Source organism: Streptomyces sp. NPDC059718, assembly GCF_042733315.1.
Taxonomy (GTDB): domain Bacteria; phylum Actinomycetota; class Actinomycetes; order Streptomycetales; family Streptomycetaceae; genus Actinacidiphila.
Map to the genome: position 1 here is coordinate 189,130 of NZ_JBHWGA010000004.1, position 26,796 is coordinate 215,925.

The 26,796-nt window shown below is 73.2% G+C and carries 23 protein-coding genes; 13 read left to right on the forward strand and 10 right to left on the reverse strand.

Translation table 11 applies throughout. The features are described 5' to 3' along the window. Positions 1-22: 22 nt before the first annotated feature. A complete protein-coding gene (locus tag ACFV3E_RS07445; RefSeq protein WP_500533844.1) occupies positions 23-1,123 on the reverse strand; it encodes a citrate synthase 2 in 1,101 nt (366 codons plus the stop codon). A gap of 308 nt (positions 1,124-1,431) precedes the next feature. Here ACFV3E_RS07445 and pdxH point away from each other — a divergent pair, with 308 nt between their 5' ends. Together pdxH and ACFV3E_RS07455 are read left to right on the forward strand one after the other, a co-directional pair. Then, positions 1,432-2,031, forward strand: coding sequence for a pyridoxamine 5'-phosphate oxidase (gene pdxH / locus ACFV3E_RS07450; protein ID WP_500533931.1), 600 nt, complete (start codon positions 1,432-1,434; stop codon positions 2,029-2,031). Positions 2,032-2,435: 404 nt separating this feature from the next. Then, on the forward strand, positions 2,436-3,767 hold the full coding sequence (locus ACFV3E_RS07455) for a PAS domain-containing protein (RefSeq protein ID WP_500533845.1): 1,332 nt from the start codon (positions 2,436-2,438) through the stop codon (positions 3,765-3,767). A gap of 20 nt (positions 3,768-3,787) precedes the next feature. Here the strand turns inward: ACFV3E_RS07455 and ACFV3E_RS07460 are convergent, their stop codons facing one another. Further along, positions 3,788-4,537 carry an SIS domain-containing protein gene (locus ACFV3E_RS07460; protein ID WP_500368651.1) on the reverse strand — a complete coding sequence of 250 codons (750 nt, stop codon included), beginning with the start codon at positions 4,535-4,537 and terminating at the stop codon, positions 3,788-3,790. Between the two features lie 111 nt (positions 4,538-4,648). Here ACFV3E_RS07460 and ACFV3E_RS07465 point away from each other — a divergent pair, with 111 nt between their 5' ends. After that, on the forward strand, positions 4,649-5,341 hold the full coding sequence (locus tag ACFV3E_RS07465) for an iron-dependent transcriptional repressor DtxR (protein WP_500368653.1): 693 nt from the start codon (positions 4,649-4,651) through the stop codon (positions 5,339-5,341). Positions 5,342-5,694: 353 nt separating this feature from the next. Beyond that, complete coding sequence (locus ACFV3E_RS07470; protein WP_500533846.1) at positions 5,695-6,588, forward strand: alpha/beta fold hydrolase; 894 nt, start codon at positions 5,695-5,697, stop codon at positions 6,586-6,588. 51 nt (positions 6,589-6,639) lie between these two features. Here ACFV3E_RS07470 and purU read toward each other — a convergent pair whose 3' ends face one another. Both purU and ACFV3E_RS07480 read right to left on the reverse strand, forming a co-directional pair. Further along, entirely contained in the window at positions 6,640-7,518 is an 879-nt protein-coding gene (gene purU, locus ACFV3E_RS07475) for a formyltetrahydrofolate deformylase (protein WP_500368656.1), read from the reverse strand. Positions 7,519-7,626: 108 nt separating this feature from the next. Then, on the reverse strand, positions 7,627-8,073 hold the full coding sequence (locus tag ACFV3E_RS07480) for an SCO4402 family protein (protein ID WP_500372719.1): 447 nt from the start codon (positions 8,071-8,073) through the stop codon (positions 7,627-7,629). A gap of 283 nt (positions 8,074-8,356) precedes the next feature. On the opposite strand from ACFV3E_RS07480, the gene ACFV3E_RS07485 reads away from it, so the two are divergent. After that, positions 8,357-9,508: an ABC transporter substrate-binding protein gene (locus tag ACFV3E_RS07485; protein WP_500533847.1), complete on the forward strand. Its 1,152-nt coding sequence runs from the start codon at positions 8,357-8,359 to the stop codon at positions 9,506-9,508. Between the two features lie 129 nt (positions 9,509-9,637). On the opposite strand, the gene ACFV3E_RS07490 is transcribed toward ACFV3E_RS07485, so the two are convergent. Continuing rightward, positions 9,638-10,921 (reverse strand): hypothetical protein, encoded by a 1,284-nt coding sequence (locus tag ACFV3E_RS07490; RefSeq protein ID WP_500533848.1) that lies wholly within the window; start codon positions 10,919-10,921, stop codon positions 9,638-9,640. 204 nt (positions 10,922-11,125) lie between these two features. Continuing rightward, a complete protein-coding gene (locus ACFV3E_RS07495) occupies positions 11,126-12,508 on the reverse strand; it encodes an NsdA family TPR-like regulatory protein (protein WP_500533849.1) in 1,383 nt (460 codons plus the stop codon). A 260-nt stretch (positions 12,509-12,768) separates the two neighbouring features. Between ACFV3E_RS07495 and ACFV3E_RS07500 the strand changes: the two genes are divergently transcribed. From ACFV3E_RS07500 to ACFV3E_RS07510, 3 genes are read left to right on the forward strand one after another with little or no spacing between them, the layout of a single operon-like run. Then, on the forward strand, positions 12,769-13,434 hold the full coding sequence (locus tag ACFV3E_RS07500) for a bifunctional DNA primase/polymerase (RefSeq protein WP_500533850.1): 666 nt from the start codon (positions 12,769-12,771) through the stop codon (positions 13,432-13,434). 34 nt (positions 13,435-13,468) lie between these two features. Next, a complete protein-coding gene (locus tag ACFV3E_RS07505) occupies positions 13,469-14,338 on the forward strand; it encodes an ABC transporter ATP-binding protein (protein WP_500533852.1) in 870 nt (289 codons plus the stop codon). Then, positions 14,335-15,903 carry a transporter gene (locus ACFV3E_RS07510; protein WP_500533854.1) on the forward strand — a complete coding sequence of 523 codons (1,569 nt, stop codon included), beginning with the start codon at positions 14,335-14,337 and terminating at the stop codon, positions 15,901-15,903. Before ACFV3E_RS07505 ends, ACFV3E_RS07510 begins: the two co-directional genes overlap by 4 nt. Before the next feature lie 52 nt (positions 15,904-15,955). Here the strand turns inward: ACFV3E_RS07510 and ACFV3E_RS07515 are convergent, their stop codons facing one another. Then, positions 15,956-17,260 (reverse strand): maleylpyruvate isomerase N-terminal domain-containing protein, encoded by a 1,305-nt coding sequence (locus ACFV3E_RS07515; RefSeq protein WP_500533856.1) that lies wholly within the window; start codon positions 17,258-17,260, stop codon positions 15,956-15,958. Next, complete coding sequence (locus ACFV3E_RS07520; protein ID WP_500533858.1) at positions 17,257-17,805, reverse strand: sigma-70 family RNA polymerase sigma factor; 549 nt, start codon at positions 17,803-17,805, stop codon at positions 17,257-17,259. Before ACFV3E_RS07520 ends, ACFV3E_RS07515 begins: the two co-directional genes overlap by 4 nt. Before the next feature lie 219 nt (positions 17,806-18,024). Here ACFV3E_RS07520 and ACFV3E_RS07525 point away from each other — a divergent pair, with 219 nt between their 5' ends. From ACFV3E_RS07525 to ACFV3E_RS07535, 3 genes are all read left to right on the forward strand, one after another. After that, positions 18,025-18,402 (forward strand): STAS domain-containing protein, encoded by a 378-nt coding sequence (locus ACFV3E_RS07525; RefSeq protein ID WP_500330306.1) that lies wholly within the window; start codon positions 18,025-18,027, stop codon positions 18,400-18,402. A gap of 239 nt (positions 18,403-18,641) precedes the next feature. Then, positions 18,642-20,054, forward strand: coding sequence for a glycosyltransferase (locus ACFV3E_RS07530; RefSeq protein ID WP_500533860.1), 1,413 nt, complete (start codon positions 18,642-18,644; stop codon positions 20,052-20,054). A gap of 92 nt (positions 20,055-20,146) precedes the next feature. Next, positions 20,147-21,619: a cellulose binding domain-containing protein gene (locus ACFV3E_RS07535; RefSeq protein ID WP_500533862.1), complete on the forward strand. Its 1,473-nt coding sequence runs from the start codon at positions 20,147-20,149 to the stop codon at positions 21,617-21,619. A gap of 28 nt (positions 21,620-21,647) precedes the next feature. Here the strand turns inward: ACFV3E_RS07535 and ACFV3E_RS07540 are convergent, their stop codons facing one another. Together ACFV3E_RS07540 and ACFV3E_RS07545 are read right to left on the reverse strand one after the other, a co-directional pair. After that, a complete protein-coding gene (locus ACFV3E_RS07540) occupies positions 21,648-22,751 on the reverse strand; it encodes a tetratricopeptide repeat protein (RefSeq protein WP_500533864.1) in 1,104 nt (367 codons plus the stop codon). Positions 22,752-22,813: 62 nt separating this feature from the next. Continuing rightward, positions 22,814-24,313 carry a class I adenylate-forming enzyme family protein gene (locus tag ACFV3E_RS07545; protein ID WP_500533865.1) on the reverse strand — a complete coding sequence of 500 codons (1,500 nt, stop codon included), beginning with the start codon at positions 24,311-24,313 and terminating at the stop codon, positions 22,814-22,816. 168 nt (positions 24,314-24,481) lie between these two features. On the opposite strand from ACFV3E_RS07545, the gene ACFV3E_RS07550 reads away from it, so the two are divergent. Beyond that, entirely contained in the window at positions 24,482-25,678 is a 1,197-nt protein-coding gene (locus ACFV3E_RS07550; protein ID WP_500533866.1) for an amidohydrolase family protein, read from the forward strand. Continuing rightward, complete coding sequence (locus ACFV3E_RS07555) at positions 25,669-26,790, forward strand: acyl-CoA dehydrogenase family protein (protein ID WP_500533868.1); 1,122 nt, start codon at positions 25,669-25,671, stop codon at positions 26,788-26,790. Before ACFV3E_RS07550 ends, ACFV3E_RS07555 begins: the two co-directional genes overlap by 10 nt. The last annotated feature ends 6 nt before the right edge of the window (positions 26,791-26,796 follow it).

Sequence of the window (26,796 nt, forward strand, 5' to 3'; positions counted from 1 at the left end):
CCCCAGGGTGCACCGCACCGGACTAGCGTGCGATGTCCGCGTAACCCTCGACGTCGCGCGGGTCCCGGGAGCCCGGGCCGATGTAGCGGGCCGAGGGGCGCACCAGGCGGCCGGTGCGCTTCTGCTCCAGGATGTGCGCGGACCAGCCGGCGGTGCGGGCGCAGCTGAACATCGACGTGAACATGTGGGCCGGGACCTCGGCGAAGTCCAGGATGATCGCCGCCCAGAACTCCACGTTGGTCGCCAGGACGCGGTCCGGGCGACGGGAGTGCAGCTCCTCCAGGGCCGCCTTCTCCAGCGCCTCCGCGATCTCGAAGCGGGGGGCGCCCAGCTCCCTGGCCGTACGGCGCAGCACCCGCGCCCGCGGGTCCTCGGCGCGGTAGACGCGGTGGCCGAAGCCCATCAGGCGCTCGCCCTTGTCCAGGGCCTGCTTGACGTACGCCTCGGCGTCGCCGGTCCGCTCGATCTCCTCGATCATGCCCAGCACGCGCGAGGGCGCGCCGCCGTGCAGCGGGCCCGACATGGCGCCCACCGCGCCGGACAGCGCGGCGGCCACGTCGGCACCGGTGGAGGCGATCACCCGCGCGGTGAAGGTGGACGCGTTCATGCCGTGCTCGGCGGCGGAGGTCCAGTAGGCGTCCACGGCCTTGACGTGCTTGGGGTCCGGCTCGCCGCGCCAGCGGATCATGAAGCGCTCGACGACCGTCTCCGCCTTGTCGATCTCGCTCTGCGGCACCATCGGCAGCCCCTGGCCGCGCGCCGACTGCGCCACGTACGACAGCGCCATCACGGCCGCGCGCGCCAGGTCCTCGCGGGCCTGCTCGGCGTCGATGTCCAGCAGCGGCTTCAGACCCCACACCGGGGCGAGCATGGCCAGCGCCGACTGGACGTCCACGCGGATGTCACCGGAATGGACGGGGATCGGGAAGGGCTCGGCGGGCGGGAGGCCGGGGTTGAAGGCACCGTCGACCAGCAGGCCCCACACGTTCCCGAAGGAGACGTGGCCCACCAGGTCCTCGATGTCCACTCCGCGGTAGCGCAGGGCGCCGCCTTCCTTGTCGGGTTCGGCGATCTCCGTCTCGAAGGCGACGACTCCCTCGAGGCCGGGTACGAAGTCGGACATCAGGCGGCTCCTCTTGATGCGGTCGACGATCCGGTGGTGCTTGTGGCACGCGGGGTGGTGCAGGGGTGGTGCATGGGGGTTGGCACTGGGTGCCCCGCACGACATCCCCCGATGTCGAGAGGGCACAGATACCCGGCCTGTAAGTCTGTCCCCTCCCGCAGGTGACGTGAAGCGTGAGGTCCGGCACATGTTCCGGCGGGTGCTCCGGCGCAGGTCCCGCACGGGTTCCGGCGCACCGTCCGGCACACGGTGCCGCTGCCGTGCTGCAAGATGTGCGGGTGCAGCACAGCCACCACGACCCCGCCGCCATGCGCAAGCAGTACCGCGCCCACGGACTGACCGAGGACGAACTGGCCGGCGACCCGTACACGCAGTTCGCGCGCTGGTTCGCCGACGCCGTCAACGCCCGCGTCGACGAGCCCAACGCCATGGTGGTCTCCACCGCGGGGGCCGACGGACTGCCCAGCTCGCGCACGGTCCTGCTGAAGAGCTACGACCACCGCGGCTTCGTCTTCTTCACCAACTACGGGTCGAGGAAGGGCCGTGAGCTCACCGAGCGGCCGCACGCCTCGCTGCTCTTCCCCTGGCACCCGATCGCGCGCCAGGTGATCGTGGCAGGCGCCGTCGAGCGTGTCTCGCGCGAGGAGACCGAGGCGTACTTCCGCACCCGTCCGCACGGCTCGCGGATCGGTGCCTGGGCGAGCGAGCAGTCCTCGGTGGTGGGCTCACGGGAGGAGCTGGAGCACCGCTACGAGGAGCTGGCGGCCCGCTACCCCGAGGGCACGGACGTGCCCGTGCCGCCGGACTGGGGAGGCTTCCGGGTGGTCGCGCGCAGCGTGGAGTTCTGGCAGGGACGGGAGAACCGGCTGCACGACCGGCTGGTGTACACCGCCGCCGAGGACGGCTGAACGGTGCGGCGCCTGTCGCCCTGAGGGCCGTGCGACGCCGGGGGCGGGACCGGTCACCGCCCGCAGACGCAGGCGACCCGCGGGCTGCTCCCCGGACGGCGGGCCGTCCGGGCATCGGCCGGACGAATCCGACGAGCCCGCGGGTCGGGTGACTGCGATGGATTTGGCCCGCTACGCACATCGCGCGCAGGCGAGGAGCGCAGGCGTCAGCCCGCAGCCACCTCACGCGTCCGATGGGAACTCATTCTCCGGACCACCTCCCTTCGTGTGTGTACGCCACCTTAGGAAAGGCTCCGGCGGACGACAAGCGGTTTTTTTCCGCCCCGCGGACCACGGGTACCGCCGGCCACCGAATTTCGTGAAGTTCCTGTGTCGTCGGTCACACAGGGGTTGAATGTCCAGACGTGCAGTCATTCGATGCGACGCCGCAACTGCTCGCCGCGCTCCTGGACGGCATGGAGGCAGGCCTCTGTGCCCTGGACCGCGACGGAGTGATCACGCATTGGAACGCGGAGGCCGCCCGCATCCTGGGCTGGACGGCCGAGGAGGCCGTCGGCCGGCGCGGTTTCGCCGGCTGGGCCGCGCGCACCGCCGACGCCGAGGAGGTGCGCGAGCGGCTGCTGGGCGCCATGGCCGCGGACGGCCGCCAGGTCCACGAGTTCGCGCTGCTGACCAAGGACGGCCACCGGGTGCTGGTGCGGACCCAGGCCGCCGCCGTGCACGGCTCCGACGGGCGCCCCGCCGGGGTCTACTGCGCCTTCTCCGAGGTGCACGCCCAGATCGACCTGGAGCGCTCGATAGCCCTCAGCGAGGCGCTCTTCGACGACGCCTCGACCGGGGTCGTCCTCGTCGACGCCGACCTGCGCCCCGTCGTGGTCAACGCGTACGCCGCCCGCGCGCTGCGCACCAGCCGGGACGCGCCGCTCGGGCGGCCGCTGGGCGACTTCCTCGACCAGGGCGTGGAGGAGCTGGAGAGCGCCCTGCAGCACGTGCTCGCCGAGGGCGCGCCCCCCGCGGCCAGCGAGCTGTGGGTGGGTCTGCGGGAGGAGGGCGGCACGCGCTGCTGCTGGCGGAGCGGCTTCGTGCGGCTCGGTTCGCCGCTGGGGGAGGAGCCGGTGCCGCTCGGCGTCGGCTGGCTCTTCCACGACGTCACCGAGGCCAAGCTCGCCGAGCAGGAGGCGGCGCGGCTGCGCTTCCGCAGCAACCAGCTGCACCGGGCCGCGCTGGCCGTCGCCGAGTGCGAGGACCCCATGGAGGCGGCCACCGCTTACGTGGACTTCGCCCTCGCCGGGTTCGCCGAGCACGCGCTGCTCGACGTGCTGGCGCCCGACGGGGCCCGGCTCGTCCGGGTCGCCGCCACGCCCCCCGGCGGCGCGGGGCCCTGCCTGCCGGTGTCCGGCGGCATCCCGGTGCGGTACGGGGAGGGGCACCCGGCCCTGCAGGCGGTCGCCCGTACCGGCTCCGTGCGCGCGGGCTTCGGGGCCGCGGCCGCCGAGCCGGCCTCACGGGCCCAGGTCGCCGGCTGGGCCGCCGCCCGGCGCTGGCCCGACGGCACCGTCCACGGACTGTGCGCCGTGCTCCGCAGCCGCGGCCGCACGCTCGGCGTGCTCACCTTCCTGCGCGGCACGGGCCGCCGTCCCTTCGACCGGGCGGACGCCGCCTTCGCCGAGGACGTCGCGCTGCGGGTGGCGGCCTCCCTCGACCTGCCGCCGCTCGACCTGCCGCCGCGGGCATGACCGTGGGCCTGGTCGTGGGCTCAGTGGCGGTAGAAGATCCGGTCCGCGTACTCCTCGAAGACCTTCGCGTTCCACTCGTGGCCCCCGTCGACGTTGCCCGAGCGGAGCATGGGAGGGGTGACGCCGCGCCCGGCCAGGTCCGCCGCGGCCGTGGCCACGACGGCCTGCATCAGCGCGCTGGTCACCACGGTGGAGGCCGGACCGAACGGCGCCGGGATCCCCGGCACGGACAGTTCCGCGTCGCCCGGCGCGATCTTGCTGTCGATCACGACGTCGCAGTGGTCCTTCAGGAAGGTGCCGCTCGCGTGCCGTGAGTGCGTCTCCTTGGCGTACGCCACCGATGTGACGCCGATCACCTTCATGCCGAGCGCCTTGGCCTCCTGCGCCATCTCCACAGGGAGCGGGTTGCGGCCGGAGAGGGAGATGACCACCAGGAGGTCGCCCGCCCGCGCGGGAGAGCTGCGCAGCACGACCCGGGCCAGACCGCCGACCTGTTCGAGCGCGCTGCCGAGCGTGGCCGGGACGACGTCCACGCCGACCGCGCCGGGCACGGCGAGCAGGTTCACCAGGGCGAGGCCGCCCGCGCGGTAGACGACGTCCTGCGCGGGGAGCGAGGAGTGCCCGGCGCCGTAGGCGAACACCCGTCCCCCGGCCGCCACGGTGTCCGCGAGCGCGGCCGCGGCCGTCTCGATCCCCGCGGACTCCTCGTCCCTCACGCGCCTCAGCAGTGCGATGGCGGCATCGAAATATGTGGCGGCCAGATCGGTCATGTCGAGAACCGTGGTGCCGCGGCGTCCGCCTGTCAACCACAGGGCTCCGGTTGTCGGTCGCATGCGTCAGAATTGGGTGCAGGGCCACGTACGAGCCACCGAGGGGCGCGCATGTCCGGACTGATCGACACGACGGAGATGTATCTCCGCACCATCCTTGAGCTTGAGGAGGAGGGTGTCGTCCCCATGCGCGCCCGAATCGCCGAACGGCTCGACCAGAGCGGACCGACGGTCAGTCAGACCGTCGCGCGCATGGAGCGGGACGGACTGGTGCACGTCGCGGGCGACCGGCATCTGGAGCTGACCTCCGAGGGCCGGCGGATCGCGACGCGCGTGATGCGCAAGCACCGGCTGGCCGAGTGCCTGCTCGTCGACGTCATCGGCCTGGAGTGGGAGCACGTGCACGCCGAGGCGTGCCGCTGGGAGCACGTGATGAGCGAGGCGGTCGAGCGCCGCGTCCTCGAGCTGCTGCGCCACCCGACGGAGTCGCCGTACGGCAACCCGATCCCGGGCCTGGAGGAGCTGGGCGAGAAGGACGGCGCGGACCCGTTCCTGGACGAGGGCATGGTCAGCCTGACCGACCTGGAGACGGGCGTGGCCGGCGCGAGCGTGGTCGTGCGGCGGATCGGCGAGCCGATCCAGACGGACGCGCAGTTGATGTACACGCTGCGGCGGGCCGGCGTGCAGCCGGGCGCGGTGGTGTCGGTGACCCCGTCGGCGGGCGGTGTGCTGGTCGGCAGCGGTGGCGAGGCCGCGGAACTGAGCACGGAGACCGCCTCGCACGTGTTCGTCGCCAAGCGGTAGTCGCGTCACGCGCCGGCGGGATTCCGGCCGGGTCGTGGGCGCCGCCGGTGCCGGGGCCGTTGTTCGAGGGACCCCGGCGCCTCCCCATGCGCCGGAGTCCCTTCCTCCCCCGTCCCCCGTTCCCTCCCCTGGGCCCCCGTGGAGCCCACCCGGATCCCCGAGCTGTCCGGGTGGCTCCCCGCTGCCCGTCTTCCCCGCCGGGCCGCGTCCCGCTGAAGTCCTCCCCTCGGCGCGCGCCGGCAATCCTTGAGCGTTGTCACTCGAAAGAGCGGTGTTGCGCGTGTGAAGACGCATATCGAACAGGATTTCGATAGCGTGGGGGTCTGAACGTCACGTACCAGGGGGTGCGGCACATGGCCAGGCGCGTCGAAGTCACCGGAGCGGGCGGCCTCCCGCTCACGACGTGGGAGTACGCCGACGGGTCCGCCCCCGCCTCCCGGCCCGGGGCGGGGTCCGAGGAGGCGCCGCAGCCCGCCGTCCTGCTGCTGCACGGCCTGATGGGACGGGCCTCGCAGTGGGCCGGCACCGCCCGCCGGCTCGCCGCCCGCCACCGAGTGGTGGCCCTGGACCAGCGCGGCCACGGGCGCAGCGCCAAGCCGGAGGGGCCCTACACCCGTGACGCCTACGTGGCCGACGCCGCCGCAGTCGTCGAGCAGCTGGGGCTCGCCCCGGTCACCGTCGTCGGGCACTCGATGGGCGCCCTCACCGCCTGGCAGCTCGCCGCGCGCCGGCCGTCGCTGGTGCGGGCCGTGGTCCTGTGCGACATGCGCGCGGTGGCCCTCGGGGAGGCGAGCCAGCGCTGCTGGGAGGACTGGTTCAGGGCCTGGCCGCTGCCCTTCTCCGGTCCCGACGCGGTGCGCCGGTGGTTCGGCGAGGAGGATCCCTGGCTGGAGGGCTCCCGCCCGGCCCGCGGGGAGTTCTTCGCCGAGGTGATGGAGGAGCACGCCGACGGCTGGCGCCCGGTGTTCGAACGGCGCCACATGCTGCGCTCCCGGGAGTCCTGGATCCACGACGCCCACTGGGACGAACTGGCCCAGGTGTCCTGCCCCGCCCTCGTCGTGCGCGGCTGGGACGGCGAGCTGGGCCGCGCCGAGGCCCAGGAGATGGTGCGCGTGCTGCCCCGGGGCTCGTACGCGGAGATCCCCGACGCCGGGCACCTCGTCCCCTGGGACCAGCCCGAGACCTGGTACGCGGCGGTCGAGACCTTCCTGGCGGACGTCGCCGGCGTGCCCGTCTGCCAGGCCTGAGGCCCGCCCGGTCCGGCGCCCGGGCCCGCTCCGGGGGCCGCCGGCCGGGTGTCAGGCGAAGACGACCGTGCGGCGGCCGTTGAGCAGGACGCGGTGCTCGCTGTGCCACTTCACGGCGCGTGCCAGGGCCTGGCACTCCACGTCGCGGCCGATGGCGACCAACTGCTCCGGGTTGACCCCGTGGCCCACCCGCTCGACCTCCTGCTCGATGATCGGGCCCTCGTCGAGGTCGGCGGTGACGTAGTGCGCCGTCGCGCCGATCAGCTTCACCCCGCGGGCGTGGGCCTGGTGGTAGGGCCGGGCGCCCTTGAAGCTGGGCAGGAAGGAGTGGTGGATGTTGATGATGCGGCCGGCCAGCTCCTTGCAGAGGTGGTCGGACAGGACCTGCATGTAGCGGGCGAGGACGACCAGTTGGACGTTCTCCTTCTCCACCAGGGAGAGCAGTTCCGCCTCGGCCTCGGCCTTGTTCTCCTTCGTCACCGGGATGTGGTGGAAGGGCACGTCGTAGGAGCCCGCCAGCTCCGCGAAGTCGGTGTGGTTGGAGACCACGGCGGCGATCTCCACCGGCAGCGCTCCGATGCTGGTGCGGAAGAGCAGGTCGTTCAGGCAGTGCCCGAACTTGCTGACCATGAGGATGATGCGCATCCGCTCGGCGGAGGGCGTGATCTGCCAGTCCATGGCGTAGGCGTCGGCGACGGCCGCGAAGCTGGCCCGCAGCTTGTCGGCGGTGACCGGGTGGCCCGCGGAGAAGTGCACCCGCATGAAGAACAGCCCGGTGTCGTGGTCGCCGAACTGCTGGCTGTCCTCGATGTTGCACCCGGTCATGAAGAGGTAGCTCGACACGGCGTGCACGATCCCCGCCTTGTCGGGGCACGACAGGGTGAGGATGTACTGCTGGGACTGCGGCGGCGAATCGTCGGCGGCGTTCACGGGGCTAGGGTCGCACAAAGTCGCCCCGCCGTTCCAAGGCGTCCGCCAGCCGGGCGCCCCGGGTGTCGTCGCAGGTGGCACCCCGCTCGCGTGCCGCGCGCGGACGGCTCAGGCCGTGCGTGTGTAGATCTTGAGGATGTCCAGTGACCGCGGCGGCGTGTCCGGGTCCTCGCCGTCCCCGGTGGCCATCCGTACGTGCGCCTCGCGGGCGGCCCGCACGGCCTCGGGCCACGCGTGGTGCTCCAGGTACGCGGAGACGGGGGCGTCGGCGCCCACCTGGTGCAGTATCTTCAGCACCCGCAGCACGGCCACGTCGACCAGGGCCGCCTCCTGGGAGTCCCGGAAGACGGTGCCCACGTACTTCTCCGCGGACCAGTTGTCGAGCCAGGTGTCCTCGACAAGGCGGTAGACGGCGTCGGTCACGTCGCCGTAGCCCGGTTGCCCGGTGAGCCAGACCTCGCGCTGGAACTCCGGGTCGCTGATCATGTGCAGCGCGGAGCGCACGTTCGTGCGCCAGCGCCACCAGGGCATGTCGTTGAGCGGCATGCCCCCCATCGTGGAGGAGCGGGTGCCGCGGCGGGAAGACTTCTCCGTACTCTGCACAGTGCACGATCGTACGTGCTCCAGGCTCCACACACTCTGTTCACCCGATGGTGACCCTCCGTTCCCTTGCGTTCACCCTGGCGTTGCGACAAACGCGGAATCTTCCCATTCCATGAGTGATTGGCGTACGCGCAGAGCCGTTCCGTTCGCATCCGCGATGGCCGGCGTCGCCCTGCTGGCGGGATGCGGCACGCTCCCGGGGGGGACGGGTGGCACCACGGGCCCGGTCGTCGTCATGACGTGGGCTCCGGAGAACACCAGCGCGACCAACATGCCGGGCATGCCCGGCATGGCCAAGGCCTTCGCCAAGTACGTCAACGCCCGCGGCGGCATCGCCGGCCGGGAGCTGAAGGTCATCACCTGCAACGACCACAACAGCGCTCTCGGCGTCGGGGACTGTGCCCAGCGCGCCGCCGACGAGGGCGCGGTCGCCGTCGTCGGCTCCTACAGCCAGTTCGGCGCCGCCTTCACCTCCACGCTGGAGGCCGAGGGCATCCCGTACCTCGGCGGCTACGGCATCACCCAGGACGAGTTCGAGAGCCCGCTCTCCTACCCCGTCAACGGCGGCCTGCCCGCGCTGATGGCCGGGGCCGGCCGTCAACTGGCGGGCAAGTGCGACAAGGTGAGCCTCATACGCCCCGACACCGCCGCGGGCGACCTCTTCGCACGCTTCCTCGACGCCGGCCTGCGCGACGAGGGCCGCACCAGCGCCACCGACCTGCGCGCCCCCGAGGACGCCACCGACTACAACGGGATCTCCCGGCGGGCGATCGGCAGCAACAAGCCCGGCGACTGCGTGAGCGCCGCGCTCGGCGACAAGACCGCCACCTTCTTCGACGCCTTCCGCCGGACGACCACCACCGACCCGGTCACCGGCCTGGACGACGGCCCCAAGGCGCGGATCGCCTCCGTCCTCGGCAGCGTCCAGCAGTCCACCCTGGACAGCACCGGCGGCAGCAACAGCCCGCTGGAGGGTGCCTTCGTCACCGGCTGGTACCCGCCGGCGTCCGACTCGCGCTGGGCGCTGATGCGGAACACGATCAAGAGGTACGCCTTCGGCGACAACACCATCGACCCGAACGACCCGGGCGTGCAGACCACGTGGATCGCCTACACGGCCCTCGCCGAGGTCATCGAGAAGATGGGCAAGGACCAGGCGGTCACGGCCCCGTCGCTGAAGCAGGCGCTGGACGAGGCGCACGACGTCTCCACCGACGGCCTCACGCCCCCGCTCGGCTGGCGCGAGCAGGACACGGCCTCCATCATCGACCAGCCGCGCCTGGTCAACGGCCGGATCACCTTCCAGAAGGTCGAGAAGGGCCGACTGGTCGCCGCGCGCAAGGGCTTCGTGGACGTGACGAAGACGCTGGAGAACGCCCCGGGCTGACGGGCGCCGGGGGGTTCCGCGGGGGCCGGGGGCCGGGGGTTCGACGCCGGGAGCGGAAGCGCCGGCGGCCACGGCCGTCGGCGCTCCATGTCCCCCGGGGCCGGGATCCGTTCCCGGGGGTCGGTCGTCTCAGAGCTGACCGCCCTGGTGCTGCGTCAGCCCGTACTTCTTCGCGATGGGGTTCCACAGCGCCGCCGCGCGCGACTTCGCCTGCGAGGCGGTCCCGCTCTGGGTGTTGCCCGCCGCGTACTGGCCGGTGTGGCTCGCCTGGCCGTGACGGCAGAGCTTCTTGCCGCCCTTGAGCTGGTCGGCCCAGGCCGCGTAGTGGTTGTCGGCGGCCGCGGAGGCCGTCCACGCCTTGTTGAGGGCGTCGGTGAGGTCCTGGTGGTTGGGGAGCTGGTCCACCGGCAGCGACTTCAGTTGCGTCATCAGGTCGTTGCGCTGCTGCGCGGCGGCCCGCAGATCGGCGGCCGCCCCGTCCAGGTTCCGGCAGCCCTTGATGCCGGCGACCGCGTTGATCACGGAGGTCCGGTTGCTGCCGCTCGTCTTGAGCAGGGCCTCGAGTCCCTTGGCCTGCTCCTCCGCCGCGCCCTCGTCGGCTGCCCCGGAGGAGGCCGGGGACGAGGCGCTCGACGAGGCCGACGGGGACTGGGCCGCGGCGGGGTCGTCGTCCCCGCCGCTCATCAGGGCGCCCGCGAGGAGACCGGCGACGGCGCAGCCGCCGACGACGATGCCGATCAGCGCGGCCGGGGTGAGCTTGCGACGGGCCGGGGCGGGCCGGTCGTAGTCGTAGGACGGCTGCGGCGCGTAGGCGGGCTGCTGACCGTAGGCGGGCTGTGCGTAGTCCGGGGACGCCGCGTAGCCGGGCTGCTGCGGGGGCGGGCCGTCCTGGCGGTACAGGTGCCCGAAGTCGTCATGGGGCTGCTGTGCCGGGAGCAACCCGTCGTGGCCCTGGTGACCCTGGGGGTCGTGCGGATAGCCGTAGCCGGGGGCCTGCTGCGGGGCCGGCGCGTCGTCGAAGCGCGGCAGGTGCTGGGTCGCGTCCGCGTCGGCCGGGGCGCCCGGGCGTACGCCGTACGGGGCGGCCCCGGGCATCGGGTAGGGCGGCAGCACCTGTGTGGCGTCCGCCACGGGACCGGGCTGGAACCGGGGCGCCGGGGGCTGCTGCGGCTCGTGGGCCGGCATGGGCGGCCGGACCTGCGGGTACGGCGGGAAGAGCTGCGTCGCGTCGGTGTCCGGGAGGGACTGATGCGGAGGGCCGTACGCCTGGGGCTGCTCGCCCCACGGCTGCCCGGCCGCGGGGCCGGAACCCCACGCCGCGGTCGCTCCCGGGCCGGGTATGCCCCCGTCCGAGGGCAGCACCACGCCCTCGTGCACCTCCGGATACGCCTCGTCACCGCGTCCGCCGTGCATCACCGGTACCTCTGCCTTCTCCGTCGTTACGGAATCGTCGGCTCACGCTACCGGGTCTGCTTCGGACGTCACCATGCCGCGGTGGGTCCGGCGGGATCCGGGGGGCCGTCCCGTCGCAGAACAGGGTGCCCCTACCGGTGGGTTGATGTCGTTCCTGTAACGATTCGGGGGACGGGGGCGCGCGACGCCCCCGCCCCCGTGCTGTCACGCCGCCAGTTCCTCCTCCTCCAGGCGGGCGTCGAACTCCCGGACGGCGCTCTCCGCCGCGTACGGCTGCAGGCGCAGGCGGAGGTCGTCGAGGTACTCCGCGCCGCGGGTGGTGCGCAGCGTGGAGAGCAGCTCGACGGCCTGGGCGCCGGTGTGGCAGGCCTGCTCGACCTCCCGCTGCTGGACCTGGGCCTGGGCGAGCAGGAGCAGGCCGATCGCGCGGCGGCGGGCCTTGTCCGGGGCGTGTCCGGCCAACGCCTCCTCGGCGCGGCGGACCGCCTGCGGCGCCTGGTTGAGGTCGCGGTGGCAGTGGGCGAGCTCGTCGGCGAGGTAGGCCGGTCCGAAGTGCCGGATCCAGTCGGGGTCGTCGCCGGGTTCGGAGTGCTCCAGCGCCTCCACGGCCTGCCCCGCGACCGCGCCGCAGGCCCGTGCGTCACCCATCAGCGCGTGGCCGCGCGCCTCCGCCGCGTAGAACATGGCCTGCGCGGTGGCGGTGACCTGACCGCGGGCGCCCTCCTGGGCGGCGCGGGCGAGTTGGGCGATCTCGCGCGGGGTGCCGAGCTGCGCGGCGAGGTGGCTCATCCCCGCGGCGAGGACGTAGCCCCCGTACGCGCGGTCCCCCGCCGCCTGGGCCAGCCGCAACGCCTGGATGTAGTAGCGCTGCGCCAGGCCGGGTTGCCCGGTGTCGACGGCCATGTAGCCGGCGAGTTCGGTCAGCCGGGCGACGGCCGAGAAGAGCTGACGGCCCGTCGCCTCCCGGTAGGAGCCGGCGAGGAGCCCGGAGACCACGCTGTTGAGGTAGTGCACCACCACGGGGCGCACATGACCGCTGCCGAAGCGGTGGTCGAGTTCGTTCAGCGCCCGGGTGGTCGCCCGCACCGCCTCGACGTCGGACATGCCGACACGCTGCCCGCCGGCGCGGGCGACCTGGGCGTCGGCCCGGGTGATCAGCCAGTCCCGGCTGGGCTCGACCAGGGCCGAGGCCGCCACGGTGGAGCCGGTGAGGAAGTCCCGGCGGCCGACGTCGCTCCGCCACAGCTCGCAGACCTGCTCGATCGCGCCGAGCACGGTGGGCGAGAAGTGCAGGCCGACACCGGTGGCCAGGTTCTTGCCGTTGGCCATGCCGATCTCGTCGATGGTGACGGTGCGGCCCAGCTTCCGGCCGATGGCCTCGGCGATGATCGCCGGTGCCCTGCCCCGCGGTTGCTGGCCGCGTAGCCAGCGGGCCACGGAAGTCTTGTCGTAACGCAGGTCGAGGCCGTGCTCTGCGCCGCACATGTTGACCCGGCGGGCCAATCCGGCGTTGGAGCAGCCTGCCTCCTGGATCAGTGCCTGCAGCCGTTCGTTCGGCTGGCGTGCGACGAGCGGTCGTGCGGCCATGGGCTCCCCCTCACAGCTGCCGCTTTCGGGACCTCAAGATCCCGTCCCGAAGATCCCTTCCCGGTACGCGCCACTCAAATTCGCCGCAATGGACATAATTTGCGGTGGGATGCATGCCTACACACCCAAGGGTGACTACCCGGATGTCGGACCTCCCCCTACCGCGCGCCCCCACCAGTGCTCCCGTGCGCCCGCCATGAGCCGCGAGGCCGGGACGTCACCGCCCGTAACCCGCGCTGGGCAGCGCAGTTGTGAAGGTCGTGGAAGACACCGTGGAACACACCATCGCAGCCCCGCCGCGGATCGCCGGCCAACTCCTCGAAGCCGCCGTCGGGTACGCGGAGGAGCGGCACTGGGACGTGCTGCCCGGTGCCTGGCTCGTCGAGGACGCCGCCCCCGCCGGCCGCGGCGGCCCGCGCACCCCGCGCTGTTCCTGCGGCGGCACCGCCTGCCCGGCGCCCGGGGCGCACCCGACCGGGCCCGGCTGGGTCGGTGAGGCGAGCGGGAGCGGGGCCACGGTACGCAGGATGTGGCTGCGGCAGCCCCACGCGTCGGTCCTGCTCCCCACCGGACGCACCTTCGACGCCATCGAGGTCCCGGAGGACGCCGGTTGCCTCGCGCTGGCCCGCATGGAGCGCATGGAACTGCCGCTCGGCCCGGTGCTCGGGACCCCGTCCCGCCGGATGATCTTCTTCGTACTGCCCGGTGCCGGCGCGAAGGCGCCGGACCTGCTGCGCCGGCTCGGCTGGGCGCCCTCCTCGCTCGACCTGGTGGTGCGCGGCGACGGCGACTGGGTCCCGGCCCCGCCCACGAGGCTCGGCACGGGCGGCGTCGTCCAGTGGGTGCGCCGGCCCACGGCCCTCAACCGGTGGCTGCCGGACACCGAGGAACTGATCTCCCCCCTCGCCTACGCCTGCGGACGCTAGCCGGGCCCCACCCCCGTCGGCATAGGCTGAGCGGATGCCGAATGCATCCGTCGCGCCCGCCGTACGCGTCCATGGACTGTGGAAACGCTTCGGGCAGCAGATCGCCGTCGCCGGGATCGATCTGACCCTGCCCGCCGGGCACTTCGTGGGGATCGTCGGTCCCAACGGGGCGGGCAAGACCACGACCCTGTCGATGGTGACGGGGCTGCTGCGGCCCGACGACGGCCTCATCGAGGTCGGCGGCGCCGACGTCTGGCGCGACCCGGTCGCCGTGAAGTCCCGCATCGGCGTCCTGCCCGAGGGGCTGCGGCTCTTCGAGCGGCTCACCGGCCGCGAACTGCTGGCGTACACGGGCCGGCTGCGCGGCATCCCGGGCGCGGAGACCGACCGCCGGGCCGCCCAGCTGCTCGACGTCCTCGACCTGGCCGGGGCCGCCAACAAGCTCGTCGTGGACTACTCGACGGGCATGCGCAAGAAGATCGGCCTGGCCGCGGCACTGCTGCACAATCCCGAAGTGCTCTTCCTGGACGAGCCCTTCGAGGGGGTCGACCCCGTCTCCGCCCAGGTCATCCGCGGGGTGCTGGAGCGCTACACCGGCTCGGGGGCGACCGTCGTCTTCTCCTCGCACGTCATGGAGCTGGTGGAGAGCCTGTGCGACTGGGTCGCGGTGATGGCCGCCGGCCGGATCGTGGCCCAGGGCCCGCTCGTCGAGGTGCGCGGGCAGGCGCCGACGCTGCAGGACGCATTCCTGACCCTGGTGGGCGCCCGGGACCGCGGCCCGGGGCAGGACCTGGACTGGCTCGGCGGGGCGAACGCCCCGGCGGCGCGGGGCGCCGGGCAGGGCGGGCACGGCGGGGGCGGCGCGGACGGCGGGGACGGGCCGGCCGGGGCGAGCCGGTCGTGACGGGCACCTTCGTACGGCTCAAGCTGTCGGTCCTCCGCAACGGGTTGCGGCAGTCGACGGGACGCCGGGTCGGCTGGATCATCGGCAGCCTGGTGTCCCTGCTCTACGCGCTGGGCCTGGGCGTGGGGCTGGTCGCCCTGCGCGGGAACGACTACGCGCCCTCGGCGGCCATCGGTGTCGCGGTCGTGCTCGCCGTCGGCTGGGCCGCGATGCCGTTGTTCGTCTTCGGCGGTGACGACACCCTCGACCCGACCCGGCTGGCGATGCTGCCGCTGCGGCCGCGGCCGCTGATCCGGGCGCTCCTGGTGTCCTCGCTGGTCGGCGTCGGGCCGCTGCTCACGTTCCTGGTGGTGGTCGGCGCGGCGGTGTCCGTCGTGGCGGGCGCCGCCTCGGCGGTGGCGGCGGTGATCGCCGTGCCGCTCACCGTGCTGCTGTGCGTGGCCCTGTCGCGGGCCGTCGCCGCGGCCAACACCCGGTTGCTGACCAGCCGCAAGGGACGCGACCTGGCGGTGCTCAGCGGCCTGCTGGTCGCGGTGGGCGCCCAGTTGGTCAGCCTGGGCGCCAACGCGCTCACCTCCGGACACGGCCTGGAGCGGATCGACGCCCTCACCTCGGTGCTGCGCTGGCTGCCGCCGGCGTCGGCGCTGGACGCGGTGCGGTCGGCGGGGGAGGGCGCGTACGGGCTCGCGGTCGCCGAACTCGCCTGGGCCGGGGCCGTGCTGGGGCTGGTGCTCGTGTGGTGGTACCGCAGTCTGGACCGGCTCATGACCCGGCCGGACGCCTCCACCGTGCAGGCGGGCCCGTCGAGGGTCCGGGAGACCCGGTTCCGGCTGCTCCCCGAGGGGCGCACCGGCACCGTCATGGAGCGCCAGTTCCGCTACGCCTGGCGCGATCCGCGGACCAAGGCCGCCTGGGCCACCGCCCTGGCCCTGGGGCTGCTGCTGCCGCTCGTCTCGGCGGTCCAGCACGGCAGCGTCTACACCGCCTGCTGGGCGGCCGCACTGCTCGGGCTGCAGATGTACAACCAGTTCGGCATGGACGGCTCCGCCTTCTGGACGGTCGCCGCGACCGTCTCCTCCCGCACGGACGCGTACGCGGAACTGCGCGGGCGGGCCCTGGCGATCGCGGTGGTGGGCGTCCCGTACGTGGCCGTCGTGACCATCGGCGCGGCCTTCCTGCTGGGGCGGGCCGACGCGGCGGCCGAGACGCTCGGGCTCTCCTTCGCGCTGCTGGGGGCGTTGATCGCCACCGGCGCCTGGGCGAGTGTGCGCTTCCCCTACTCCATGCCGCAGGAGAACCGCTTCGGCAGCGCCGCCGCGCCGGGCCAGGGGAGCCTGGCCTGGCTCAGCCTCGTCGGGGGTGCGGTGACGGGCGCGGTGATCACGCTTCCCGTGCTCGGCGTGCTGATCTGGCTCCACGTCTCGGGGCGGCACGGCGCGCTGTGGCTCGTCCTGCCGCTGGGCGGCCTCTACGGGGCCGCGTTCGCGGTGCTGGGGGTCCGCACGGCGGCGCCCCGCCTGCTGGGCCGGCTGCCGGAGGTGCTGACGGCGGTGAGCAAGGGGTAGCCGCCGCCGGCAGGTTCCGTGCGTCCTGGGGGCGGGCCCCAGGCGACACGGCCTAGAGGCGTGACAACGATGCCGTGGCGTGCAGGACGTCCCGGATCGCCGCGTGGTCCCCGTCGCGCCCGGCGGCGACGCGGCCGGGCGCGATGTGGCCCGCGGCCAGCTGGCAGAAGTCGAGCTGGTCGACGGCGATCTCGGCGACCACCGTCTCCGGGGTGCCGATCGCGCCGGGCGAGTCCAGGGAGATGTACCAGTGGCCGCCGCCGGAGCCCTCGACGTGGAGGTCGAGGGTACGGCCGGGCGCACCGGCCCGCACGAGACGGGCGGTGGACTCGGCCCGCCCCGCCTGGCGGAGCGCGGCCAGGGCGGTGGGCAGCATCCGGGCCGCGAGGTCGATCATGCGGTTGAGGTGCGGCGCCGCCGGCGGCCCGTACTCGGGGTAGTCCAGGGCCTGCGCGATGTCCTCGGCGTGGATCCAGCACTCGAAGGCGCGGTCGATCAGGGCGTCGCGCATCGGCACGACGGCGTCGGTGAAGTCCACGGGCAGCCCGCCGGTCGCGGAGCCGGCGAAGGACAGCGTCCGCACGATGTCCCGGGTCTGGGTGCGCCACTTGTTGCGGACGAAGGCGTGCGTGTGGCGGCGGCAGCGCTCCCCGGCGAGTTCGGTGCGCTCCAGGCGTGTGCGCGGCGCGCCGGGGCCGAGCGGGTCGTCGAGGCCGAGCGCGGTGGCCACGACCCCGTCCACCGAGCCGAGATGGGCGAGGACGCCGCAGAGCGTCAGCACGCGCGACCCGCCCGCCCAGACCAGCTTGACGGGCATGTCCCACTCGGGTTCGCCGAGGTCGGCGAGGAGCGCGTCGAGGCGCGCGGTCTCGGCGTCGTACGGCGCGGCCCACCCGGGGACGGGGATACGGGCCGGGCGGCGGCCCAGACAGCCCTCCAGGACGCGGGCGCGCAGCAGCGGATCGAGGTCGAGGGACTCCTCCTGGTGCAGCAGGCCCACCGCGCGGCGGAGCCGCATGGCCTCCTCGGCGCAGGGCGCGCAGTCGGTGAGGTGGTCCTCGACGGCGCCGGCCTCGTCACGGGAGCAGGCCGACAGTGCCCAGGCGCCGAGCAGGGAGCGCAGCACCCGGTGGTCGTACTCCGGGGGTCCGGGCCGCACGGGCTCCTTCGCCGGTTCTCGCTCCGGCTCGGGCGCCGTCTTCGCCGCGTCGCGCGCGGGCGCGTCCGGCGAGGACGGGGGCGCGGCAGGCACGGCCTCGGGCAGCGGGCCGTCCTCGGCGGCGCCGCGGGGCATCGGCACCCGGGGCAGGTTGGTCCCGGGCGGAGGAGTCTCGCCGTTCTCGGCCGGTCCGTTCACAGGGACCTTCCCCGGGGCGAGGAGTCCTGCGCGGCGGTGGACAGCAGTTGCAGCCCGAGCCGGAGGCGGCGGCGCGCCTCGTCCTCGGTGACCCCGAGGTCGGCGGCGGCCTCGCGGTAGTTCATGCGGCGGCGGTAGGCGAGGTCGAGGGCCAGGCGCAGGGGTTCGGGCATGGAGGTCACGATGTAGTCGGCGCGGGCGGCCGTCGAGGCCTCGCGGACCCTGGCCTCGACCTGCTCCGGGGTGCCGGCGCCGCGGGTCTCCGACTGGCGCAGCCGGTGGACGGCCTGGCGCTGGGTGAGGCCGGCGACCCAGGAGCGCAGCGAACCCTGCTTGGGGTCGTAGGCGTCCGGGTTCTCCCAGATGTAGCCGAAGACCTCACGGGTGATCTGGGCGGCGGCCTCCTCGTCGTCCATGACGCGGTGGGCGAGGCTGTGCACGAGGGAGGCGTAGCGGTCGTACAGCTCGCCGAGCGCGGCCTCCTCCCCGCGAGCGAGCCGCTGTTGCATCTTGCGGTCCCAGCGGGGTGGTGCGGATGCCGCCATCGCGTCTCCCCCTTTGTCGCCGTCGTCCTACTACGGTCGCACTGCCTCGGATCGAATGTATCCGCCGATTGCTGCCACGTACGACGCCTTGAAGCAAGCTTCTGCCATAACTGATCGATTCTGGTAATGCGTTATCCGGGTGTGACCGGAAGATTGCGGGGAAGCGGCTCAGGCGGGGCATAGGGTCTGTACGACCGCTGCCGGGAGAAGGGCCAGACAGTGGCATTGCAGGTGGTGCAGGACGAACGGGACGGTTGGGTGGTCCTGACCGTTTCGGGGGAAATGGATCTCGTGACCGCGCCGGTGGTGCGCCAGCACGTGCACGACGCGGTGGCCGACGGGCGCCACAGTGTGGTGCTGGACCTGGCCGGGGTCCACTTCTGCGACTCCAGCGGTGTGGGTGTGCTGATCGCCGCCCGGCGGCTGATGCGGTCCTGCGCCGGGCAACTGCGGCTGATCCTCCCGCGTAACAGCCCCTCCGACGGTGTCGCGCACGTCAACCGGGTGCTGGCCGCGCTCGGTGTGCGCCGGCTCTTCGAGGTCTTCCCCGATCTCGAGGCCGCCACCGACGACGCGGCCCGGCCGCTGTCGGCCTAGGCCGTCCTTCGGCGCCGCCCAGCGGCGCGGACCCGTCAAGTGCCGTGTGAGCACTCTCACATCCTGTGTCCGCTTCGTCCATGAGGGGCCTGTGGAGGCCTGATTGTGGCGTGCCGGGCGAAATCTGTGGAGGATGCACCTTTCGCCGGACCTCCGCCCGGGTTACCTTCGTGCGCAGAACACGCGTTCAAGGTTCTGTCCGGCGGGTGGGGGCGTTCGTACGGAGGTCTCCACTGCCCATGCTCGATCTCGCGGGTGCTTGGGACCACCTCTCGTGGTCCTTGCGTCATGTGCACTGGTACGGAGTGGCCGTCGGTTCCCTCCTCGCCGTCAAACTGCTGCTCTCCATCCGCCGGCGCCGCCGTCCTGAGCTCGCGTTCGACAAGCCGGTGACCCGGCTGCGCATCCACGGCGTGATCACGGTCTACAACGAGGCCCCGGCGATGCTGCGCGGCTGCCTGGAGTCGGTCCTCGCGCAGACCTTGCTGCCGCACTCCCTCACCCTGGTCGACGACTGCTCCCAGGACCACTCGGCGCGTGCCCTGGTCGAGGAGATGCGCCCGCAGTTCCAGCGCGCGGGGGTCCGCCTGGACTTCGTCCGTTTCCCCGACAACCGCGGCAAGCGCCACGGCCTCGCCGCGGGTTTCCGGCAGGAGCCGCTCGCGGACGTGTACCTGTGCATCGACTCCGACACGCTGCTCGACCGGCACGCCGTCGCGGAGCTCGCCCGGCCCTTCGCCAAGCGCCGGGTCCAGTGCGTCACCGGGCTGGTGCTCGCCCACAACCGCGGCACCAACCTCCTGACCCGCCTCATCGACATGCGCTACGTCAACGCCTTCCTCGGCGAGCGGGTCGCCTACTCCCGCCTCGGCTCGGTGCTCTGCGCCTGCGGGTCGCTGGCCATGTACCGCGGGTGGGTCGTCCGCAAGCACCTCGGCGACTTCCTCGACCAGCGCTTCCTCGGCCGTCCGGCGACCTTCGGGGACGACCGGCGCCTGACGTACTACTGCCTCACCGAGGGGCTCTCCCTGATCCAGCCGTCGGCCGTCGCCTACACCGACGTCCCCGAGCGCCTCGGCCACTACGTGCGCCAGCAGACCCGCTGGGGCAAGTCGTTCATCCGTGAGGGCTTCCTGCTCCTCGCCAAGTTCCGGCTGCACCGCATGTACTGGTGGCTGAACCTCGTCGAGCTGGTCACCTGGGTCGCCTTCACCGCGGGGCTGCTCGCGGCGCTCGTCGCGGTCCTGATGCACCCGCAGGGCTGGACGCTGCTGGCCGGCTACCTCGCCTACATGTGCGTCATGGCCTGGGTCCGGTCCGTCCACTACCTGCGCGGCGCCGCGCAGGTCGGGATCGTCGACCGGGTGCTGACGTTCCTCGCCGCCCCGCTGTACGCCCTGCTCAACATCGGGTTGCTGCTGCCGCTGCGGCTGTGGTCCCTGGCGACGCTGCGGCGCACCAACTGGGGCACCCGGGCCCGGATCGAGGTCGGCGGCGCCCACGACGACATCGCCTTCCAGCCCCATCCGCAGCCCCACCTCCCGCGCCAGCGCCGGGAGACGGCCGGGGACCCGTGGGACCCCTCCGCGCACACCGAGACGGCCCCACCGGCGGTCTGCGCCGTCGTGCCCGTGCGCGACGCCGCCTCGTAGGCGGCGCCTGCGTTCCGCCGCCGGTCCGACCGGATCCCGCCGACCGCATGGCGTGCCCTCGGCATCGCCCCTCCACCGCGCCAGGAGCTTCCGTGGGTTCTGCCCGTCCCTCTGTCCGCCCCTCCGTCCGGTCCGACCGGCTCGTACCCTCGGGGCGCGGGAAGCGGCGCCACCCCGTGTGGAGGGCGGCCGGGTACCTGCTGCTGGCGGTCGCCGTCGGCGCGGGCGTCACGGCGCTGTACCCCGTGTGGCGCGAGGCACATCGGCCGCCCCCGGAGCTCACCGTCCGCTACAAGGCGGGCACGCCGGCGTCCGCCGCCACGGCCCGGCCGTGGCTGGAGGTCGTCAACACCTCTGACCACCCGGTGCGTCTGGCCGACGTGGCGGTCCGGTACTGGTTCACGCAGGACGGCGGCTCCCCGTACGCGTTCAACTGCGTCCAGGCCTCGGTGGGCTGCCCGAACGTCGACGGGAGGACCGTCGCCATGGGCCGTCGGGCCCCGGCCGCCGACCACTACCTCGAGATCACCTTCACGAAGGCCGCGGGCACCCTGGCCCCCGGCGCGAAGAGCGGGGCCATCGGGGTGCAGCTGTACCGTCCCGGCGGGAAGGTGGACCAGCGTGACGACCGGTCGTTCAGCCCCGCCCACGACACCTTCCGGGCGTCCAAGCTGGTGACCGGCTACCTGGACGGCAGGCACGTCTGGGGCGACGAGCCCGGCGGTGACCTCACCACGTCCCCCCAGGGCCCGGCCGCGGGCGCGGCACGGCCCGCACCGCCCTCCGGGATCGTCTTCGACGACTTCCGGTACAGCGGCCCCCGGGACCCGGCGCTGCGCGCCCACGGCTGGCTGGTCCGCACCAGCGGGGGCGGCCCCGGCATCCACGACACGTGGTCGGCGGGAGGCGTCAGCTTCCCCGCGGACGAGGACGCGCTGGGCGGCCAGGTCCTGCAGCTGCGCGCCGCCACCGACGGGACGAAGCGCGGCACCACCCAGGCCGAGGTGCACACCACCGGCACGGAATTCCTGACCGGGACCTTCGCCGCCCGGATCCACTTCACGGACGAACCGGCGAGCGGCCGCAACGGCGACCACATCAACGAGACGTTCTACATGATCTCGCCCCACCACCACGCCGAGTACAGCGAGCTCGACAACGAGTACCAGCCGAACGGGGGCTGGGGCGCCCCCGGCCCGAGGCTCGACACGACGACCTGGCGCAGCGCGAGGGAGGGGGACCGGGTCACCCGGGCCACGACGTCCAGCCTCAAGGGCTGGCACACGCTGGTCACCACGGCCGCGCACGGCGTGGTGACCTACAGCCTCGACGGGCACGAGCTGTTCCGGACCGGGGGCAAGTACTACCCGACCCAGAACATGTCCGTGAACTTCAACGCGTGGTTCGTGGACCTGCCGTTCGCGGGGAAGCGCACCTGGGACATGAAGGTCGACTGGTTCTACCACAACGCCAGGAAGGCCCAGTCCCTGACGGAGGTGGAGAAGACGGTCGACGGCCTCGCCGCGGGCGGCACCGGCTACGTGAACACGGTCCGCAAGCCCTGAGCCGGTACGGCGGCGAGGCCGGGCCGGGTCAGGAGTCGGCCGGAGCCGGGCCCAGCGTGGTGGTGCCGATCGCCGCGCGGTGGCCCAGGCCCGTCCGGTAGGCGTCCAGCGCGGCCTCCACCCGGCCGGACCGGCGCAGCAGGTCGCCCAGCAGCCGGCAGATGTCCGCCAGGTCCCCGGCGGCTCCCGCGCGTTCCAGCAGCGCCAGGGCGGACACGTAGTGCTCCTCCGCGGCCTCCGGGTCACCGCGCTCCTCCGCCAGCAGCCCGAGCAGCCGGTGCGCCCCGCCGGCGTGGACGGCGCCGCGCCACGGGCCCAGCTCGTCCAGCAGCCGGGTCAGCAGCTCCTCGGCCTCGGCGGGCTTGCCGCGCCGCCGGAGCACGTCGGCGAGCTCCACCTCGACCTGCACCGTGAACAGCACGGACCGGCCGGCGGACAGCATGTCGCGGGCGGTGCGCAGCTCGCGCTCGGCCTGCTCCAGGTCGCCGTCCTGGGAGTGGACGTAGCCGCGCATCCAGTGGCAGTGGGCCAGGTCCGTGTGCAGCTCCAGCCGCTGGAACAGCTCCTGCGCCTTCGCCAGGGAGGCCTCGGCCTCGCCGGTGCGTCCCGCGACGATCAGGGTGCGGGCGATGCTGCGGTGCATCTGGGCGACCAGGGCCGGATCGCCGGCCCCGGGGGCGAGGTTGAGCGCCTGCTCGGCGGCGTGGGCGGCCCGGGCGTAGGCGCCCAGGTCGGTGTACGGCCCGATGGCCGCGATGTGCAGCATCAGCAGGGCGTCGGGGTCGGGCCGGGCGCCGTCCGACACGGTCTGCCGTTCGAGCCTGGTGATGCCCTCCTCCAGCAGGTGGGAGGCGTACCGCACCTCGCCCGCCAGCAGGTGGGACACGGCCCTGCCGCGCAGCGCCGCGGCGCGCCGTGCGTCGGGAGCCGTGGGGTCCGCGGCGAGCAGCCGCTCGGCGGTCTCGAAGTGGAGCCGCGCCTGGGTGAGTTCGCCCGCGTCCAGGGCGGCGTCTCCCAGCCGGAGCAGTTCGAGGGGATCCTGCGGGCCGTCCTGCGGGCCGCTTTCCGGACCTGTGCCGGGACCTTCGTCCAGGCCGTCCCGCACCCGGTCCTGGCCGTCCTGTGTGCCCACCGTGAACCTTCCCCTTTGGAACTCTTGCGGAGGAGGGTACGCGGCTTTGCGCCGGACGTGCCTCACGCTTTCGTAAAGCGCTCCCTGAGCTTGTACTTGAGGACCTTGCGCAGGGTCTCGTTCCGGGGCAGCACGTCCACCACCTCGAGTTGTTCGGGCAGTTTGTGGACGGCCAGGCCCGCCTCGCGGAGGAAGGCCGTGACCTCGGCGAGGGTGAGCGGTCCGGCGTCCGGCGGCTGCTCGACGACGGCGCAGACACGTTCCCCGCGCTCGGGGTCGGGCAGGCCGATCACGGCGGCGTCGGCGATGCCGGGGTGGGCGTAGAGGAGTTCCTCGATCTCCTTGGCGGAGACGTTCTCACCCTTACGGATGATGATGTCCTTGAGGCGCCCGGTGAGGACCAGGTAGCCGTCCGGGGTGAGCCTGCCGACGTCCCCGGTACGCAGGAAGCCGTCGGCGTCGAAGGCCTGCTTGGTCAGTTCCGGGTCGGTGTAGCCCTGGCAGACGGCCTCACCGCGCAGCAGCACCTCGCCGACGTCGGCGATGCGTATCTCCATGGAGGCGGGCGGGCGGCCCTCGGTGGTGGCGAGCCGGTCGACGGGGTCGCGCGGCGAGCCCATGGTGATCATGGGGGCCTCGGTCATGCCGTAACCGTGCGCGAGGGCGCAGCCGAGGTCGCGGACCACCTCGTGGTAGAGCTCGGGCGGCTTGGGGGCGCCGCCGCCGGACAGCAGGCGCAGGGTGGGGATGATCCTGCTCCCCGCGGGCTGCTTGCGCTGCTCGGCGAGGAAGAGGGAGTAGAAGGCGGTGCTGCCGCCCGCCATGGTGACCCCGTGCCTGCGGTAGGCCTCCAGGGACCCCGGGAGCGAGAAGTGCTCCAGCAGCAGGGCCGGGAAGCCGCACAGGAGCAGCATGACCAGGTAGTCGGGGCCGCCGATGTGCGCGTACGGGAAGGCGACGGAGCCGACGTCGTCCGGGCCGAGCTCCAGGGCGAGGGCGAGGCAGGAGCCGCCGGCGATGAGGCTGCGGTCGGTGTGCAGCACGCCCTTGGGCTCGGAGGTGGTGCCGGAGGTCCAGTAGATCCAGCGGACCTGAGTGCCGTCGGAGGGCGGGGCGGGGAGGGAGTCCGGGTCGCCCTCCGGCAGGGATTCGTAGGCCTCCAGGACGTCGTGCGCGCCGAGGCGGCGCGCCATCGCGGTGTGGTCGAAGCCGCGCCATACGCCGGGGACGGCGAAGAGGGCGGGGCCGGTCTGGCGCAGGATGTGGCCGACCTCGTGGTCGCGGTAGAAGGGCATGACCGGGGTCTGCACGGTACCCAGCCGGGCGAGGGCCGCGGACAGGACCACGGTCTCGATCCGGGTCGGCAGCTGCCAGGCCACCGCGGTGCCGGGCCGGATGCCGCGGGCCTGCAGCCCGGCGGCGACCCGTTCGGCGCGGTCGTGCAGCTGTCCGAAGGTCAGCCGGCGGTCGTCGGTGTCGAGCAGCGCCGGGGCGTCGGGGGTCAGGGCGGCCCGCCCCGCGATGAGCGCCCAGAGGGTCGGCGAGTCGCCCAGGCTTCGCATCTCTTCTCCTCCCGTCAGCGATCTGACGTCGCGTCAGATTCAGTCGCCCGGAGCGTAGGCCCCCGGCCGGGCGCGGTCCAGGGTCCGCGCGTCGCCGATGGACGCTCCGGGGCGGCGGGCGTACTGTGAATCTGACGATCCATCAGATTCAAGGAAGGGCGGGGAGCGATGGAACTGCCCCGGATCATCAGCGTCGACGACCACGTGATCGAACCCGCACACCTCTTCGAGACCTGGCTGCCGGCGAAGTACCGGGACCGCGGTCCCCAGCCGCTGACCGCCGGAATCGGGGAGCTCGCCTACATCGGCGGGAAGTACCAGATCACGATGGACCCGGACGGCCCGCCGACCGACTGGTGGATCTACGAGGACCTGAAGTTCCCCTACAAGAGGAACATCGCCGCCGTCGGCTTCGACCGGGACGAGATGACCCTGGAGGGCATCACCCGCGAGGAGATGCGGCGTGGCTGCTGGGACCCCAAGGCCCGGCTCGCGGACATGGACCTCAACCACGTCGAGGGCTCGCTCTGCTTCCCCACCTTCCCGCGCTTCTGCGGCCAGACCTTCGCCGAGGCCAAGGACAAGGAGGTCGCCCTCGCCTGCGTCCGCGCCTACAACGACTGGATGGTCGAGGAGTGGTGCGGGGACAGCGGCGGCCGGCTGATCCCCCTCTGCCTGATCCCGCTGTGGGACGTCGGCCTGGCCGTCGCCGAGATCCGCCGCAACGCGGCCCGCGGGGTGCGGGCCGTCACCTTCAGCGAGATCCCGACCCACCTCGGGCTGCCCAGCATCCACTCGGGGTACTGGGACCCCTTCTTCGCCGTCTGCGAGGAGACCGGGACGGTGGTGAACATGCACATCGGCTCGTCCTCGCAGATGCCGGCCGCCTCCCCGGACGCGCCGCCCGCCGTGCAGGCCTCGCTCTCCTTCAACAACGCGATGGCCTCGATGATGGACTTCCTCTTCAGCGGGGTGCTGGTGCGCCACCCCCGGCTCAAGCTCGCCTACAGCGAGGGGCAGATGGGCTGGATCCCCTACGCCTTGGAGCGGGCAGACGACGTCTGGGAGGAGCACCGGGCGTGGGGCGGCGTGCGCGACGTGATCCCCGAGCCGCCCTCCGCCTACTACTACCGGCAGATCTTCTGCTGCTTCTTCCGCGACAAGCACGGCGTCGCCTCGATCGACGTCGTCGGGCGCGACAACGCGACCTTCGAGACCGACTACCCGCACGTCGACTCGACCTTCCCGCACACCAAGGAGGTCGCCCTCGACCATGTGAAGGGCCTCGACGACGAGACGGTGTACAAGCTCATGCGCGGCAACGCCATCCGCATGCTGGGGCTGGAGCCGGACCGGTGGACCTGACGTACACCGAGGCGGAGCAGGCGTACCGGGGCGAGCTGCGCGCCTGGCTCGCCCGGACGCTGCCCACGCTGCCGCCCGCGCCGGACCCCGCCGACTGGCCCGCCCGGCGGGCGTACGACACCGGCTGGCAGCGGCGCCTGCACGAGGCGGGGTACGCCGACGTCCACTGGAACGCCGATCAGACCCGGCGGCTGATCTTCCTGGAGGAGACCGAGCTGGCCGGGGCGCCCTACGTCGGCGCGAACTTCGTCGGTCTGCTGCACGCCGGGCCCACCATCGCCGCCGAGGGGACGGCCGGCCAGCGTGAACGCTGGCTGCCCCCGGTGCTGCGCGGGGACGAGGTGTGGTGCCAGGGGTTCAGCGAGCCGGGGGCGGGCTCGGACCTGGCGTCCCTGCGGACGCGGGCGGTGCGCGACGGCGACGCCTACGTGGTCACCGGTTCGAAGATCTGGACCTCGCACGCCGAGGTCGCCGACTGGTGCGAACTGCTGGTGCGCACCGATCCCGACGCACCGCGGCACCGCGGCATCAGCTGGCTGGCCATGCCGATGGACGTGCCGGGCGTGACGGTGCGGCCGCTGCGGACCCTCGCGGGGACGACGGAGTTCGCCGAGGTCTTCCTGGACGGGGTGCGGGTGCCGGTCGCCAACCGGGTCGGCGCGGAGAACGACGGCTGGCGGGTCACGATGGTGACCCTCTCCTTCGAGCGCGGCACCGCTTTCGCCGGCGAGGTCGTCGCGTGCCGGCGGACCCTGCGCGAACTGGCCCGGACCGCCCGGGAGAAGGGAGCCTGGGACGACCCCGTGCTGCGGCGCCGGCTGGGCCGCCTGGCGGCGGAGTTCGGCGTCCTGTGGCGGCTGGTCCAGTGGAACGTCAGCGCCGGCGCCCCGGGCGTCGGGGGCTCGGTCCTCAAGCTGCGCTACTCGCACGCGCGCCAGGAGCTCTACGACACCGCCGCCGAGCTCCTCGGTCCCTCCGGGGCGCTGGACGCGGACCGCCCGTGGACGGCGGACCGGCTCTCCTCGCTCTCGTACACCATCGCGGCGGGCACGTCGCAGATCCAGCGGAACATCGTCGCCGAGCGGATCCTCGGCCTGCCGAAGGGGGCGTGAGCGGCC

What these genes read in the sequence shown, in the direction of transcription:
- ACFV3E_RS07445 (WP_500533844.1), bottom strand. Translation starts at nt 1,123, where the DNA reads ATGTCCGACTTCGTACCCGGCCTCGAGGGAGTCGTCGCCTTCGAGACG.
- pdxH (WP_500533931.1), top strand. Translation starts at nt 1,432, where the DNA reads ATGCGCAAGCAGTACCGCGCCCACGGACTGACCGAGGACGAACTGGCC.
- ACFV3E_RS07460 (WP_500368651.1), bottom strand. Translation starts at nt 4,537, where the DNA reads ATGACCGATCTGGCCGCCACATATTTCGATGCCGCCATCGCACTGCTG.
- ACFV3E_RS07465 (WP_500368653.1), top strand. Translation starts at nt 4,649, where the DNA reads ATGTCCGGACTGATCGACACGACGGAGATGTATCTCCGCACCATCCTT.
- ACFV3E_RS07470 (WP_500533846.1), top strand. Translation starts at nt 5,695, where the DNA reads ATGGCCAGGCGCGTCGAAGTCACCGGAGCGGGCGGCCTCCCGCTCACG.
- ACFV3E_RS07480 (WP_500372719.1), bottom strand. Translation starts at nt 8,073, where the DNA reads ATGGGGGGCATGCCGCTCAACGACATGCCCTGGTGGCGCTGGCGCACG.
- ACFV3E_RS07485 (WP_500533847.1), top strand. Translation starts at nt 8,357, where the DNA reads ATGACGTGGGCTCCGGAGAACACCAGCGCGACCAACATGCCGGGCATG.
- ACFV3E_RS07490 (WP_500533848.1), bottom strand. Translation starts at nt 10,921, where the DNA reads ATGCACGGCGGACGCGGTGACGAGGCGTATCCGGAGGTGCACGAGGGC.
- ACFV3E_RS07495 (WP_500533849.1), bottom strand. Translation starts at nt 12,508, where the DNA reads ATGGCCGCACGACCGCTCGTCGCACGCCAGCCGAACGAACGGCTGCAG.
- ACFV3E_RS07505 (WP_500533852.1), top strand. Translation starts at nt 13,469, where the DNA reads ATGCCGAATGCATCCGTCGCGCCCGCCGTACGCGTCCATGGACTGTGG.
- ACFV3E_RS07520 (WP_500533858.1), bottom strand. Translation starts at nt 17,805, where the DNA reads ATGGCGGCATCCGCACCACCCCGCTGGGACCGCAAGATGCAACAGCGG.
- ACFV3E_RS07530 (WP_500533860.1), top strand. Translation starts at nt 18,642, where the DNA reads ATGCTCGATCTCGCGGGTGCTTGGGACCACCTCTCGTGGTCCTTGCGT.
- ACFV3E_RS07545 (WP_500533865.1), bottom strand. Translation starts at nt 24,313, where the DNA reads ATGCGAAGCCTGGGCGACTCGCCGACCCTCTGGGCGCTCATCGCGGGG.
- ACFV3E_RS07550 (WP_500533866.1), top strand. Translation starts at nt 24,482, where the DNA reads ATGGAACTGCCCCGGATCATCAGCGTCGACGACCACGTGATCGAACCC.